11 protein-coding genes are annotated in these 14,236 nt (G+C 42.6%); 4 read left to right on the top strand and 7 right to left on the bottom strand.

From position 1 onward, the window contains the following. Positions 1-21: 21 nt before the first annotated feature. Genes EES38_RS11715 through EES38_RS11705 form a run of 3 tightly spaced genes read left to right on the top strand, consistent with a single transcriptional unit; the run spans position 22 to position 2,485 of the window. Positions 22-975 (top strand): cobalamin biosynthesis family protein, encoded by a 954-nt coding sequence (locus EES38_RS11715; protein WP_124937383.1) that lies wholly within the window; start codon positions 22-24, stop codon positions 973-975. Further along, complete coding sequence (btuF, locus tag EES38_RS11710; RefSeq protein ID WP_124937382.1) at positions 976-1,815, top strand: vitamin B12 ABC transporter substrate-binding protein BtuF; 840 nt, start codon at positions 976-978, stop codon at positions 1,813-1,815. Between the two features lie 58 nt (positions 1,816-1,873). Then, positions 1,874-2,485 (top strand): TRIC cation channel family protein, encoded by a 612-nt coding sequence (locus tag EES38_RS11705; RefSeq protein ID WP_124937381.1) that lies wholly within the window; start codon positions 1,874-1,876, stop codon positions 2,483-2,485. A 37-nt stretch (positions 2,486-2,522) separates the two neighbouring features. Here EES38_RS11705 and EES38_RS11700 read toward each other — a convergent pair whose 3' ends face one another. From EES38_RS11700 to secA, 6 genes are all read right to left on the bottom strand, one after another. Next, positions 2,523-3,296 (bottom strand): TSUP family transporter, encoded by a 774-nt coding sequence (locus EES38_RS11700; RefSeq protein WP_124937380.1) that lies wholly within the window; start codon positions 3,294-3,296, stop codon positions 2,523-2,525. A gap of 175 nt (positions 3,297-3,471) precedes the next feature. Then, complete coding sequence (gene carB / locus EES38_RS11695) at positions 3,472-6,699, bottom strand: carbamoyl-phosphate synthase large subunit (RefSeq protein ID WP_124937379.1); 3,228 nt, start codon at positions 6,697-6,699, stop codon at positions 3,472-3,474. A gap of 16 nt (positions 6,700-6,715) precedes the next feature. Continuing rightward, positions 6,716-7,855 carry a glutamine-hydrolyzing carbamoyl-phosphate synthase small subunit gene (gene carA, locus EES38_RS11690; protein WP_124937378.1) on the bottom strand — a complete coding sequence of 380 codons (1,140 nt, stop codon included), beginning with the start codon at positions 7,853-7,855 and terminating at the stop codon, positions 6,716-6,718. Positions 7,856-8,338: 483 nt separating this feature from the next. Next, on the bottom strand, positions 8,339-9,148 hold the full coding sequence (gene dapB, locus EES38_RS11685; protein WP_124937377.1) for a 4-hydroxy-tetrahydrodipicolinate reductase: 810 nt from the start codon (positions 9,146-9,148) through the stop codon (positions 8,339-8,341). 113 nt (positions 9,149-9,261) lie between these two features. Next, the gene (gene mutT, locus EES38_RS11680; protein WP_124937376.1) at positions 9,262-9,660 is read right to left on the bottom strand and encodes an 8-oxo-dGTP diphosphatase MutT; all 399 of its coding nucleotides are present in this window, start codon (positions 9,658-9,660) and stop codon (positions 9,262-9,264) included. Positions 9,661-9,759: 99 nt separating this feature from the next. Beyond that, the gene (gene secA / locus EES38_RS11675; protein ID WP_124937375.1) at positions 9,760-12,489 is read right to left on the bottom strand and encodes a preprotein translocase subunit SecA; all 2,730 of its coding nucleotides are present in this window, start codon (positions 12,487-12,489) and stop codon (positions 9,760-9,762) included. Positions 12,490-12,789: 300 nt separating this feature from the next. On the opposite strand from secA, the gene EES38_RS11670 reads away from it, so the two are divergent. Then, a complete protein-coding gene (locus tag EES38_RS11670; protein WP_124937497.1) occupies positions 12,790-13,266 on the top strand; it encodes a DUF721 domain-containing protein in 477 nt (158 codons plus the stop codon). Between the two features lie 35 nt (positions 13,267-13,301). Here EES38_RS11670 and lpxC read toward each other — a convergent pair whose 3' ends face one another. Continuing rightward, complete coding sequence (gene lpxC / locus EES38_RS11665) at positions 13,302-14,219, bottom strand: UDP-3-O-acyl-N-acetylglucosamine deacetylase (protein ID WP_124937374.1); 918 nt, start codon at positions 14,217-14,219, stop codon at positions 13,302-13,304. Between the last annotated feature and the right edge of the window lie 17 nt (positions 14,220-14,236).

Below are 14,236 nucleotides of genomic sequence, written 5' to 3'. Positions count from 1 at the left end.
CGACTTTACAGCAGGTACCTCATGAATCAATTTATGGATAGCTTTTATGGAGACGGATCTCTGCTGGTGCTTTGGGGAGCGATTATACTCAATTGGTTACTCCCCATCCCAAGACAATCAAACTTATTCGTACTGTGGCAAAAATTTGGTCTTATCTTATCGGATAAGGTAAATAAGCCTGATAGCTATCAGCAAAATTTATTATCTGGCACCTTAGCTTGCCTGCTGATGTGGCTACCTGCAATCATTTTACTCATTGCGCTCTATCCATTAGTCTGGCGAAGTGAGCTTTTCGATTTGGCGCTACTTATTTTAGCACTTGATTTTAGGAACCTACGCCAACTCTCTGCTGCGTTAATCGATCAACTGTCTAACGAAGATAAACTCAAGTCACGAGCAGTATTGGCTGATTGGCTCAATCGTAAAACGAAAACACTGTCGTTAGTGGGCATCGGCAAAGCCGGTGCGGAAACTATGCTGATTGGCCACGCAAGATCGATTATTTGTGTCCTATTTTGGTATGGGTTGTTAGGTGGTATAGGTGCTCTTGCGTACCGTATCCTTGCCGAGCTACATCGAGTATGGTCCCCGTCCCGTGCTGAGTTTAAACCTTTTGGTACTTTTACCTTTCGACTTCTCTCACTAGTTGAAATTGTGCCCGTAACTCTTTTTTCGATACTGCTTTTGCTCGGTAAAGATACGCTGTCTCACCTGAGACTCATTCTGCTTCAGTCTAGTAGTTGGACCTCAACACATATGGGGTACTTACTGGCCATCACAGGGGTGAAATTCAATCTTTCACTTGGTGGTCCAGCACTCTATGGAACACAAAAATCCGTACGTAGCAAATTAGGAGGGCGTGTTGCACCGTCATCCTATCATTTGTCTTTAATACAAAGATTTATAACAATAAGAGTCTTTATTTGGATTGTTCTACAAAGCATCATTATGTTCCTTATTCACAAAGGCTTTTAAATGCGTTTTTCCTACGTCGTAGCGTCAACTCTGCTGCTATTCAGTCATTACATCTTTGCTTCTTCTGATGTTCATCGAATTATTACTTTAGCGCCTCATGCGACAGAGCTCGCTTATGCTGCGGGCTTGGGCGATAAAATTGTCGGAGTCAGCGACCGCAGTGACTATCCACCAGAAGCCCAATCAAAACCGAAAGTTGCCAACTATAAGGGCATCAACATCGAGAAGATCCTAGCGCTACAACCAGATCTTGTCATTTCTTGGCCCGCCGGTAACCCGGTAAAAGAAGTGAATAAGCTCAAGCAAATGGGGGTTGTTATGTATGACTCAAGAACCCAAACACTTGATGATATCGCGACGAATATCGAAGAGCTTAGCCAATATGCAGACGACCCTGCTATAGGGAAAAGAAATGCTCAGGACTTTCGTAACCAATTAGACGCGCTAAGAAAAAACTATCAAGATGCACGTAAAGTATCTTATTTTTATCAACTCAGTGAAAAACCGATTATCACTATGGGTCAGGGTAGCTGGCCAAGCGAAGTTTTCACTTTTTGTGGTGGAGTGAATGTATTTGCCGATAGTCCATCCCCCTATCCTCAGGTTGGATTAGAGCAAGTCGTCATTGCACAACCGGAGGTTATTTTTAATTCCCGTCATGCCGTCAAAGATTCATCGATGTGGCAGAGCTGGACACAAATCCCTGCAGTAAAAAATCATTACATTTGGACGTTAAATTCAGACTGGATTAACCGCCCAACTCCGCGCACGATTGAAGCTATAAAAGAAGTCTGTCGTTACTTTGATCAAGTGCGAAAAAGGACTAACAGTCAGCCGTAAATTTTCGTACAATGCGCGCCTTAAGAACGGGTGCTCACTGTAAACGAGATTACGTATTATGTTGCTCTATGCCATCGACCTTTTTGGAACAGCCATCTTCGCTATATCTGGTGTAATTTTAGCCGGCCGATTAAAAATGGATCCATTTGGTGTTGTAGTACTTGCAAGTGTTACAGCTATAGGTGGTGGAACAATTCGTGATGTCACCCTTGGCGCAACCCCCGTATTCTGGATAAGAGATACCACCTATCTATGGGTGATTCTTGTGACCTGTTTCCTGACAATGTTGTTCGTCCGACGCCCCAAACGCCTTCCATGGTGGATGTTGCCAGTATGCGATGCAATTGGTCTATCCGTGTTTGTTGGTATCGGTGTAGAGAAAGCTCTGCAATTTCAGGATTCTTATTTGATTGCCATTCTGATGGGTGTCTTAACGGGATGTGGCGGCGGCATCATCCGAGATATCTTAGCTCGTGAAATTCCAATGGTCCTAAGAAGCGAAGTATACGCGACCGCTTGTATTGCTGGTGGTATTTTTCATACCTCTGCATTGTATCTGGGCTACGACCATCCCACGGCCATTCTCGCTGGTCTGGTTTCAACCCTCATTATTCGCCTTGGTGCGATACGTTGGCACTTGTCATTACCAATCTTTGCTATCAACCGTTAAAAAGAAAAAGGGCATTTCAATCAATGCCCTTACCGTTTTAGAACCATGCTGTAAACCAATCCTGATGCTGTTCCCACAGCAATTTTATCGCCATTGCCATCGACATCACAATCACGAGTGGACGTATCCATTTTTGTCCTTTGGTGACGACGACTTTAGCTCCCATTCTTGCCCCTAAAAACTGCCCAACCGCCATCACTAAGCCTATTTTCCATATTGGTAGTCCTGCAATAATGAAAAAACACAGGGCTGTAATATTAGAGGTAAAGTTTAAGACCTTAGTTTTTGCAGTAGCCTCAACAATAGAAAGTCCACCAAGAACAATAAAACAGACCGTAAAGAGTGACCCCGTACCCGGTCCAAAAAAACCATCATAAAAGCCGATACAAAATCCAACTGTAATAGCGAAAACGACTTCAGATATTTTTTCTTCGCCCTTTTTGGTCGTTGGAGAGAGCAAAAAGTACACGGATATACCAATCAGCAGTATAGGAATCAGACTGGTAAGCACTGACGTATCTATAGTTTGAACCAGCTCGGCGCCTGTCGCTGCGCCGCAGAATGTACAGAAAATTGCGAGTCTCAGTTTTTTCAGAGAAACTAAACCAGTACGGACAAAGTAAAATGTTGCTGAAAAACTGCCAAATGAACTCTGTAATTTATTGGTCGCCAATGCCTGAGCCGGAGGCACACCGGCTGCTAATAATGCAGGAACAGTGATTAACCCTCCCCCCCCAGCGATAGCGTCAATAAAACCTGCTAATCCACCAGCGAGAAACAACAAACTTAATACTTCGATTGATACATCCATGAGAGTTCTTTACAGCATTATATGAGGGTGCTCACATTAGCATTAGTGAAATGAATTTAATAGTAAAACAGACGACTGTTAATGAAGATATACTATCGCAGAAATAGTTTGCAAAATGCTCCGGACAAAATAAAAAAGCCCACCAATTGGTGGGCTAATGATTAGAACTTATAGTCTATGATGCTTGCTTAAGAATGGCATGCATTTCCTGAACAGAGATAACAGATGATTTTGGATCTGTTTTTTGTCCAGCACATGTCGCAAGAGCTGCATTAATCGTTGTTGTGTAGTTCACTTTCTCAAGTAAGGCACCACGACGTAGCACTTTAGAATCCTGAATAGCCTGGCGTCCTGCTGCTGTGTTAATAATGTAGGTGTATTCATTATTCTTGATACGGTCAAGAATATGAGGACGACCTTCATGAACTTTATTAACTAAGCGTGGGTTAATCCCAGCTTCACCAAGAGCCACTGCAGTTCCATGAGTAGCATCTAAATGATAGCCTAGCTCAAGTAACTTTTTCGCTACTTCAACAATACGATGCTTATCGCCTTTACGCACAGAAAGAAGAGCTCGACCGCCTTCTGGATATACGTTACCACAAGCAAGTTCAGCCTTAGCAAACGCCTCTGCAAACGTATGTCCTACGCCCATAACTTCACCTGTTGAACGCATTTCAGGGCCCAATAGAGGATCCACACCTGGGAACTTATTAAATGGAAGTACCACTTCTTTTACTGAGAAGTATGGTGGAATAATCTCTTTGGTAAAGCCTTGTTGTTCAAGCGTCTGTCCAACCATTACTCGAGCCGCAATTTTAGCTAGCTGTGCACCTGTTGCTTTAGAAACAAACGGTACAGTACGTGCTGCACGAGGGTTAACCTCAATTAGGTAAACTTGGTTATTCTTCACAGCAAACTGAGTATTCATCAGACCACGTACGCCAAGTTCAAAAGCAAGCTTTTCAACTTGTTCGCGCATAACATCTTGAATTTCTTTACTCAACGTATAGGCAGGAAGAGAACATGCAGAGTCACCAGAGTGAACGCCCGCTTGCTCAATATGCTCCATGATACCGCCGATGACAACTCGCTCACCATCACAGATAGCGTCGATATCAACTTCTACAGCATCGTCAAGGAAGTGATCTAGTAGTACTGGAGACTCATTTGAAACGCTAACCGCTTCATTGAAGTAACGACGTAGGTCTGCTTCATCATAAACGATTTCCATCGCACGACCACCTAGCACATAAGATGGGCGAACAACCAATGGGAAGCCGATTTCTTTTGATTTTTCAACAGCCTGTTCAATAGCCGTTACAGTCGCATTTTCAGGTTGAAGTAAACCTAAGCGATCAACTGCTTGTTGGAAACGTTCACGGTCTTCAGCACGGTCGATTGCATCAGGGCTAGTACCGATAATCGGCACACCAGCAGCTTCTAGAGCACGAGCTAACTTAAGTGGCGTTTGTCCACCATACTGAACAATAACACCTTTTGGCTTTTCAACACGTGCGATTGCCAGGACATCTTCTAATGTAACTGGCTCAAAGTACAAACGATCTGATGTGTCATAATCCGTTGATACTGTCTCAGGATTACAGTTGACCATGATAGTTTCATAACCGTCTTCTCTAAGTGCAAGAGAAGCGTGAACACAACAGTAGTCAAATTCGATACCCTGACCGATACGGTTAGGACCGCCACCAATAACCATGATTTTTTCACGATCAGTTGGGTTAGCTTCACATTCATCATCGTAAGAAGAGTACATGTAAGCTGTATCAGATGAGAATTCCGCAGCACAAGTATCAACACGCTTGTACACTGGGTGAATATCGAATTGGTCACGTAGACGACGAATTTCGCTTTCAGCAACGCCAACAAGTTTAGAGAGACGAGCGTCAGCAAAACCTTTACGTTTCAACTTACGTAATACGTCAGCAGTTAAACCAGCAAATCCTGCCGCATGAAGATCCGCTTCAAGCTTAATAATGTCTTCAATCTGTACAAGGAACCAACGGTCAATGTTCGTCAGCGCAAATACGTCATCAACACTCATTCCAGCGCGGAATGCGTCACCGATATACCAAATACGCTCAGCACCAGCATCTTTTAACTGATGGCGAATTGTCGTCATTGCATCCGGGGCGCTGAGGTCAATAATTTCATCGAAACCGTATGAACCCACTTCTAAACCACGAAGCGCTTTTTGTAATGACTCTTGTTGGTTACGACCAATAGCCATAACCTCACCAACCGATTTCATCTGAGTAGTCAGACGATCATTCGCACCAGCAAATTTTTCAAAGTTAAAGCGTGGAATCTTAGTAACAACGTAATCGATAGTTGGTTCGAATGAAGCCGGAGTGGCACCACCGGTGATATCATTCATTAACTCATCAAGAGTAAAGCCAACAGCCAGTTTTGCCGCTACTTTAGCAATTGGGAAACCGGTCGCTTTTGACGCAAGAGCAGAAGAGCGAGATACACGAGGGTTCATTTCAATGATAACCATGCGGCCATCTTCCGGATTAATACCGAACTGAACGTTTGAACCACCAGTTTCAACACCAATTTCACGTAGTACCGCAAGCGAGGCATTACGCATTAACTGATATTCTTTATCTGTCAGTGTCTGAGCAGGAGCGACTGTAATCGAGTCACCCGTGTGAATACCCATTGGGTCAAAGTTTTCGATGGAACAGATGATGATACAGTTGTCGTTTTTATCACGAACAACTTCCATCTCATACTCTTTCCAACCTATTAATGATTCGTCAATTAATAGTTCATGTGTTGGAGATAGGTCAAAGCCACGATGACAGATTTCATCGAATTCTTCTTTGTTATAAGCGATACCACCACCGGTACCACCCATAGTGAAAGATGGACGAATAATACATGGGAAGCCAACCATATCGAGAACTTTATAGGCTTCTTCAATTGTTTTTGCTGTATCCGCCTTAGGACAAGCAAGACCGATAGATTTCATCGCTTTATCAAAGCGCGAACGATCTTCTGCTTTATCAATAGCGTCAGCAGTTGCACCAATCATCTCTACGCCAAATTCAGCCAATACGCCATGCTTTTCTAAGTCAAGAGCACAGTTTAGAGCTGTCTGTCCACCCATAGTAGGAAGGACAGCATCTGGACGTTCTTTCTCAATAATTTTACGAACAACTTCCCATTGAATTGGCTCAATATAAGTTGCATCGGCCATGTCTGGGTCAGTCATGATGGTTGCAGGGTTCGAGTTTACAAGAATAACTCGATATCCCTCTTCACGAAGCGCTTTACACGCTTGCGCACCAGAATAGTCAAACTCACACGCCTGACCGATAACGATAGGACCAGCACCTAGAATAAGAATACTTTTTATGTCTGTACGTTTTGGCATTATTTACTACTCCAGATTAAGCGCGGTGTTGTTTAATGAGTTCAATAAAGTGGTCGAACAGCGGAGCTGCATCGTGCGGACCAGGGCTCGCTTCCGGGTGTCCCTGGAAACTAAACGCAGGCTTATCAGTACGATGAATACCTTGTAAAGAACCGTCAAATAATGACTTATGCGTTGCTACCAAGTTAGCTGGCAACGTTTCTTCATCAGCGGCAAAGCCGTGGTTCTGCGACGTAATCATTACTACGTTGCGCTCGATATCTTTTACTGGGTGGTTTGCACCATGATGACCAAACTTCATTTTTACCGTTTTAGCACCTGAAGCCAAAGCCAGAATTTGGTGACCTAAACAGATACCAAACACGGGTAGCCCTTTATCTAGAAAAGTCTTAGTCGCATCAATAGCATACGTACACGGTTCTGGGTCACCAGGACCATTTGATAAAAAGACACCATCAGGATTTAAAGCAAGAACTTCTTCAGCTGAAGTTTCTGCTGGAACAACAGTCAAGCGACAGCCGCGATCAACCAACATACGTAAAATATTGCGTTTCGCACCAAAGTCGTAGGCTACAACATGGAACGGTAACTCACTGTCTTCTTTAGCTTGAGGCAGTCCGCCTTCAAGAGACCAAGAGCCTTGCTTCCATTCATAAGCTTCTTTGGTGGTAACTACTTTAGCAAGGTCCATCCCCTTAAGCCCAGGAAACTCTTTTGCCTTAGCTAGCGCTAACGCTTCATCCAGATTATCTCCGGCCATGATACAACCGTTCTGAGCACCTTTTTCACGAAGAATGCGCGTCAGTTTACGAGTATCAATATCGGCAATACCTACAACATTTTGCTCAGTTAAGTATTCTGATAGTGACTGCTCTGAGCGGAAGTTAGAAGCGATCAAAGGAAGATCACGAATAATTAGGCCTTGAGCATGTATGGCTGAAGATTCTTCATCTTCTGAGTTAGTACCGGTATTTCCGATATGGGGGTAAGTGAGAGTGACGATTTGCTGAGAATAGGAAGGATCAGTGAGGATTTCTTGGTACCCCGTCATCGAGGTATTAAAAACAACTTCTCCAACGGAAGTGCCATCTGCTCCAATGGATACTCCGTGGAACACTGTCCCATCTTCTAGGACTAACAGTGCTGACTTACTCAAGACAACCTCCAGAATAAAAATGCAAAAAAAGTAAATTAAACTGCAAATTTGACTTCCTTTTCGCTACAAAATGATGTCATAGCGTACTTAGGACAAATTGGATTTATTTTAGGGATTACCGTGATTCATGTCAATAATAGCCTTTAAAGAAAGTTAGTTTTTTAGATATTTATCCTTAAAGTGATGTAAAAGGCAGTAAAACCCTATATAAACACTCTTCATTTGCTGTATTTATGTCCAATGCGTAAATAATAGAGCAAACCATACGGTACATATGATGATCATTAACTAACCTACAAAAAGTAATCGTTAACGTGCCTCAGTTAATGTAATTTTTTAAACCGTTTACTCAATTTTTTACAATAAAGACGTATTATAACAATAAAAGTGGTTCAAATTAATGGGGAAAATGCGGGTAAAAATAGTAGGAAAGTGGGAGGTGATTAATTATGCGCTAAACTTCGTTAACGCATAATTATTTAATTACAGCTCATTTAAATTGAGAACATCTGTCATGGTATAAAAACCAGCTGCTTTACCATCCAACCAAACAGCAGCCTTAACAGCACCATTTGCAAATGTCATGCGATCGGTTGCCTTATGAGTAATTTCAACTCTCTCGCCGATATCAGCAAACATTGCAGTATGCTCACCAACAATGTCTCCTGCACGGATAGTAGCAAAACCGATCTCATCTCGAGTTCTTTCCCCAGTGATACCTTCTCTCGCATAAACTGCAACATCACTCAGCTTATTGCCCATCGCTCCAGCAATAGCCTCACCCATACCTATAGCAGTACCCGAAGGCGCATCTACTTTGTGACGGTGATGAGCTTCCACGATTTCGATATCACAATAGTCACCCATAACTTTTGCCGCTTTTTCAAGTAGCTTAAATACAAGGTTAACGCCGACACTGTAATTGGGTGCCATCACAATTGAAATTTCTTTCGCTGCTTCATCAATAGAAGCTCTCTGTTCTTCAGAAAATCCAGTGGTACCAACAACGATTTTCTTGTTGTATTGTTTACACAATTCAATGTTTGCTAATGTACTTTTCGGCGCAGTGAAATCAATTACCACATCGAATTGATCGATAACGCTCTCAAGAGAGTCAACCAAAGTAACACCTAAATGACCTTCGCCACACAGTTCGCCAACATCTACACCAATGAGTGACGACTCAGGTCTTTCTGAACCAGCACCAACTGCAGCTTGTTCATTATGGTGAGTCGCTTTCACTAAATTGCGGCCCATACGGCCAGCGGCTCCTGCAATCGCAATTTTAACCATTGCCTATTTCTCCATTCGTAACAAAATAGGGTGTACTAACTACACACCATACGATTTCTATATGCGACTAAACTAACAACATTCCTTCTTAGTCACCAGAGTTAATTAGGTCGTTAAGTAAATTCCTTCATCACACCTTTAACAATACCAATATTCGCTTCAGGAAATTCATATTGATCCAGTTGAGAAATAGAAATCCAACGACCTTCTTGCCCTTCCCGACCAAACGGTTCACCATCGAATTGCGTCACCAACATAAAATCAAAAGTAAGTGACTTATCAGAATAATCAAATTCGAGGTGTTCAAAGAGCCTTTGCTGAGTAACCGTAATTCCGACTTCTTCCTGCAATTCTCTAATCATGGCTTGCTCTGAGCTTTCTCCGACCTCAACCTTTCCACCAGGAAACTCCCAAAATCCACCTTTATGAACATGTTCTGGTCGTTTGGTTATATACGCCTGATCATGTGCACTATTAAGAATAATAGCGGCCACAATATGTGTTCGTTTCATGTTGAATTCCAGTCTTCATTTCTTTGGCTTAGAAGTCTAGCGGTAATCAGCGGATAAAAAAAGAGCCGCTTATCGAAGCGACTCTCTGTATACGTATTATTACGCTATTTTACCATGGCAATGTTTGTATTTTTTACCACTACCGCATGGACATGGATCATTTCGACCAACTTTACGCTCCTCACGAACCATGGGTTGATGAGCATCAGCTACCGATTCAGATTCATCGACTAACGCATTTTCGCTCTGTTGATGCTGAGCCTGAGCAAGCTTTGCTGCTTCCTCCGCCTGAATTCGGCGCTGCTCTTCCATCTGTTCAACTTCTTCCTGTTGCTGAACGCGAACTTTAGAGAGAATCGAAATTACATCGAACTTAAGAGAATCCAACATGTCTTCAAACAATTCAAAGGACTCACGCTTATATTCTTGTTTTGGGTTTTTCTGCGCATAACCACGCAAATGAATCCCCTGTCTTAAGTGATCCATCGCAGCTAAGTGCTCTTTCCAAAGATTATCCAACGTTTGGAGCATAACTGATTTTTCGAAGTTACGTAAAACTTCTGCACCAACCACCTGCTCTTTTTCACGATAAAGCTCAACAGCCTGAGTCAGGATTTTCTCTCTCAATGCCTCTTCGTAAAGAGCATCATCTTCATCAAGCCAGGTTTGTATTGGCAGATCCAAATCGAAATCATGCTTTAATCTATCTTGTAGACCACTAACATTCCACATATCTTCAAGTGACTGAGGAGGAATATACTCATCAATGACGGAAGTAAATACATCATCGCGATTTTGCTCGATCATCTCGCTAATATCGTGAGCTTCTATTAATTCATCTCTCAGCTCATAGACTACTTTACGTTGATCATTCGCAACATCATCATACTCAAGCAACTGTTTACGAATATCAAAGTTACGGCTTTCTACTTTACGCTGCGCTTTCTCAATCGAACGGGAAAGAAGTTTACTTTCAATAGCTTCTCCTTCATCCATACCACTTTTGATCAAGTTCGCCATACGGTCAGAGGTAAAGATTCTGAGAAGAGCGTCTTCCATCGACAAGTAGAAGCGCGTAGAACCTGCATCACCCTGACGGCCAGAACGACCACGTAGCTGATTATCAATACGACGTGATTCATGACGTTCTGTACCAATAATATGCAAACCACCAGCTTCAAGAACCTTGTCATGCTCAACTTTCCAATCAGCTTTGATTTGAGCAATTTGTTCTTCTGATGGATCTTCTAGCTGTTCAACTTTACTCTGCCAGCTTCCACCGAGAACAATATCCGTACCACGACCAGCCATGTTTGTCGCAATTGTCACCGATCCTGACTTACCAGCTTCAGAAACAATTTCCGCCTCTTTTTCATGGAATTTTGCATTAAGAACGTTATGTTTGATATTCGCTTTTTTCAAGGCGTTAGAAAGGTGCTCAGACTTCTCAATCGAAATCGTACCGACAAGTACTGGCTGACCCGCTTTAACTCGATCTTTGATATCTTCAATAATTGCATTGAATTTTTCAGCTTCGGTCCGATAAACAACATCTGGCATATCTTTACGAATCATTGGTTTATTGGTTGGTATAACCACCGTATCCAATCCGTAGATTTGTTGGAATTCGAACGCTTCAGTATCAGCGGTACCGGTCATTCCCGATAGTTTGTCGTACAAACGGAAGTAATTCTGGAAGGTAATGGACGCCAGCGTTTGGTTTTCATTCTGAATTTTCACGCCTTCTTTAGCTTCAACCGCTTGGTGTAAACCATCAGACCAACGACGTCCAGGCATTGTACGCCCGGTATGTTCATCAACAATGACCACTTCGCCTTTTTCATTCACGATGTAGTCGACGTTACGTTCAAAAAGAACATGGGCACGAAGTGCCGCATTAACATGGTGAAGTAACGCGATGTTCGCAGGAGAGTAAAGAGTATCCCCTTCGTCCATCAAGCTATTTTTAACCAGCAACTCTTCTACAAACTCTTGACCAGTCTCGGTTAAATAGACTTGTTTAGCTTTCTCATCAACGGTGTAGTGTCCAGTACCGCGGTATTCTTCATCATCTTCTTTATCTTGTCTTTCAAGACTAGGGATGAGTTGATTAATGCGAGTATATAAGTCTGAGCTGTCTTCTGCAGGACCAGAAATGATCAGTGGTGTTCTCGCCTCGTCTATCAGAATGGAGTCAACTTCATCGACGATAGCAAAGAATCTATCGCGTTGGACACGGTCTTCTTTTCGAAATGCCATGTTGTCGCGCAGATAATCGAAGCCAAACTCATTGTTCGTACCGTAGAGAATATCGGTCTTGTAAGCCTCTTGCTTTTCGAATGGCATCATTCCAGGAATGTTAATACCAACCGTCATTCCCAAGAACTCAAATAACGGCCTATTCGTTTCAGCGTCACGTTTTGCTAGGTAGTCGTTGACGGTCACAACATGCACGCCCTTTCCGGCAATCGCATTCAGATAAGCGGGTAATGTTGCTGTTAATGTTTTACCTTCACCAGTACGCATCTCAGCAATTTGAGCTGAGTTTAACACCATACCACCGATTAACTGAACGTCGAAATGACGCATACCGTAGATACGCTTTGATGCTTCTCTTACAGTAGCAAATGCTTCAGGTAACAATTGTTCTAAAGACTCACCTTGCTCATAACGTTGACGGAATTCAACTGTCTTAGCTTTTAGTTCTTCGTCAGAAAAGGCTTCAAAGGTGGGTTCATAATTATTAATCTGTTTTACGATTTTTCTCAGGCGACGTAACGTTCGATCATTACGGCTACCTACAATCTTAGTCAGTAGCTTAGTTATCATTTTACTTAAATTCTCTCTATACTTAGATCTTCTACGATCTACTATAAGCCATCAGTCTCTATCAGTTTTAAACTAAGTGTACTGCATGAAAACATGTACATCGGATATTGTGGCAACTGATGCTTTTTTCAAGACTCAATATAATTTTGTCAGGCGTAGTGTTTCAGCTTTTACCTCAACAGACAATGTTTTAGGTCTATTTAAGATAAGTTCATGAGTCAATGTTGTGTATTAATCTATCAAAACAATGATAAAATCCATATTCTACCTGACTTTTTCCCTGTTCAATAGGAGTGAATGATGCGAGATCACCGCCCAACCTCGACCAGTGACTTGCTAGCTCAATCACGCCTTAAAACCATTCAAGAGCACGCAGAGCAGGTTCAGCACCTTACCAAGAAGCTCAAAGAGATGCTACCGAGAGGTACTGAGAATTTTGTTCGTGTAGCCAACGTTCGTAGCAACCATCTACATCTGCAAGTCGCTAGCGCGGCAATAAAGATGAAATTATCATATGAGCGGCTAACTATATTGAATTTCCTGCGCGGTAACGGTTATCCCGCATTAATGGGCATTGAAATAACAATCGATCCCAATATTTACATCGTAAAAGAGCCGAAAAGTAACTCTGATTCTACTCGCGAAAATCCACCCGTTTCTGAAAATGCAGCCGCCATGCTAAAGATGATATCGCAAAACGCCAGCCCTAAAGTAAGAGCACGCCTGGAAAATATAGCGAAACTTGCTGAGCTTAAAAACCAAAAAACCGGAGACTGAGCTCCGGTTTTATCAATAATCGTTTTTTCTGGTCGCTATGCCATCACTACGTTTGGGTCCGCAAATGCAACAGGTGATGCAGATTCTTGTTCGTATGTAGCCCACTCCCATGCTTCCTGATTTGCTAACAGCGCTCTAAGAAGCTGGTTGTTGAGACCATGGCCAGATTTGTACGCTCTGAATTCGCCAACAATCGAATGTCCACCCATATACAAGTCGCCGATTGCATCTAACACTTTGTGCGTCACAAATTCATTTCTAAAACGAAGACCTTCCTCGTTTAGAATACGGTATTCATCCAGAACAATCGCACAATCAAAGCTACCGCCAAGACACAGATTTTGTGACTGAAGGTACTCGATGTCTTTCATGAAGCCAAATGTTCTCGCACGAGAAATCTCTTTAACAAATCCTGTTGTTGAAAAGTCAAACATCAGTCTTTGCTGTTCGGAATCTATCGCAGGGTGATCAAACTCGATTTCAAAGTCCATACGGAAACCGTTAAATGGAACAAGCTCCGCCCATTTATCGCCGTCTTCAATACGAATCGGTTTTTTCACACGAATAAACTTCTTCGGTACGTTCTGTACTTCAATACCCGCTTGCTGTAACAAGAAGACGAATGGGCTTGCGCTACCATCCATAATCGGAATTTCAGGCGCATCCACTTCGACAATAATATTGTCAATGCCCATACCTGCTAAAGCAGCATTAAGGTGCTCAACAGTTGAGATGCGGATACCTTCGTCATTCACCAGCGCAGTACACAACATCGTATCGCGAACTGATTCTGGGTCGGCAGGAAAATCAACCGGAGGATTTACGTCTGTTCGACGGTAAATCACCCCTGTATTTGCAGCTGCTGGGCGAAGAGTAAGCGTGACTTTACGACCAGAGTGTAAACCCACCCCAGTTGTTTTCACTATTTCTTTCAGAGTTCTTTGTCTGATCATCTACTTGCCTCAATATC

The sequence above is a fragment of the Vibrio viridaestus genome (assembly GCF_003856525.1).
Lineage (GTDB): Bacteria > Pseudomonadota > Gammaproteobacteria > Enterobacterales > Vibrionaceae > Vibrio > Vibrio viridaestus.
The sequence above is the reverse complement of the archived record's forward strand: the minus strand, read 5'-3'. Positions and strand labels throughout refer to the sequence as shown.

Bases quoted from the DNA above. Each gene is read 5' to 3' on its own strand.
- EES38_RS11715 (WP_124937383.1), top strand. From the start codon at position 22: ATGAATCAATTTATGGATAGCTTTTATGGAGACGGATCTCTGCTGGTG.
- btuF (WP_124937382.1), top strand. From the start codon at position 976: ATGCGTTTTTCCTACGTCGTAGCGTCAACTCTGCTGCTATTCAGTCAT.
- EES38_RS11705 (WP_124937381.1), top strand. From the start codon at position 1,874: ATGTTGCTCTATGCCATCGACCTTTTTGGAACAGCCATCTTCGCTATA.
- EES38_RS11700 (WP_124937380.1), bottom strand. From the start codon at position 3,296: ATGGATGTATCAATCGAAGTATTAAGTTTGTTGTTTCTCGCTGGTGGA.
- carB (WP_124937379.1), bottom strand. From the start codon at position 6,699: ATGCCAAAACGTACAGACATAAAAAGTATTCTTATTCTAGGTGCTGGT.
- dapB (WP_124937377.1), bottom strand. From the start codon at position 9,148: ATGGTTAAAATTGCGATTGCAGGAGCCGCTGGCCGTATGGGCCGCAAT.
- mutT (WP_124937376.1), bottom strand. From the start codon at position 9,660: ATGAAACGAACACATATTGTGGCCGCTATTATTCTTAATAGTGCACAT.
- secA (WP_124937375.1), bottom strand. From the start codon at position 12,489: ATGATAACTAAGCTACTGACTAAGATTGTAGGTAGCCGTAATGATCGA.
- EES38_RS11670 (WP_124937497.1), top strand. From the start codon at position 12,790: ATGCGAGATCACCGCCCAACCTCGACCAGTGACTTGCTAGCTCAATCA.
- lpxC (WP_124937374.1), bottom strand. From the start codon at position 14,219: ATGATCAGACAAAGAACTCTGAAAGAAATAGTGAAAACAACTGGGGTG.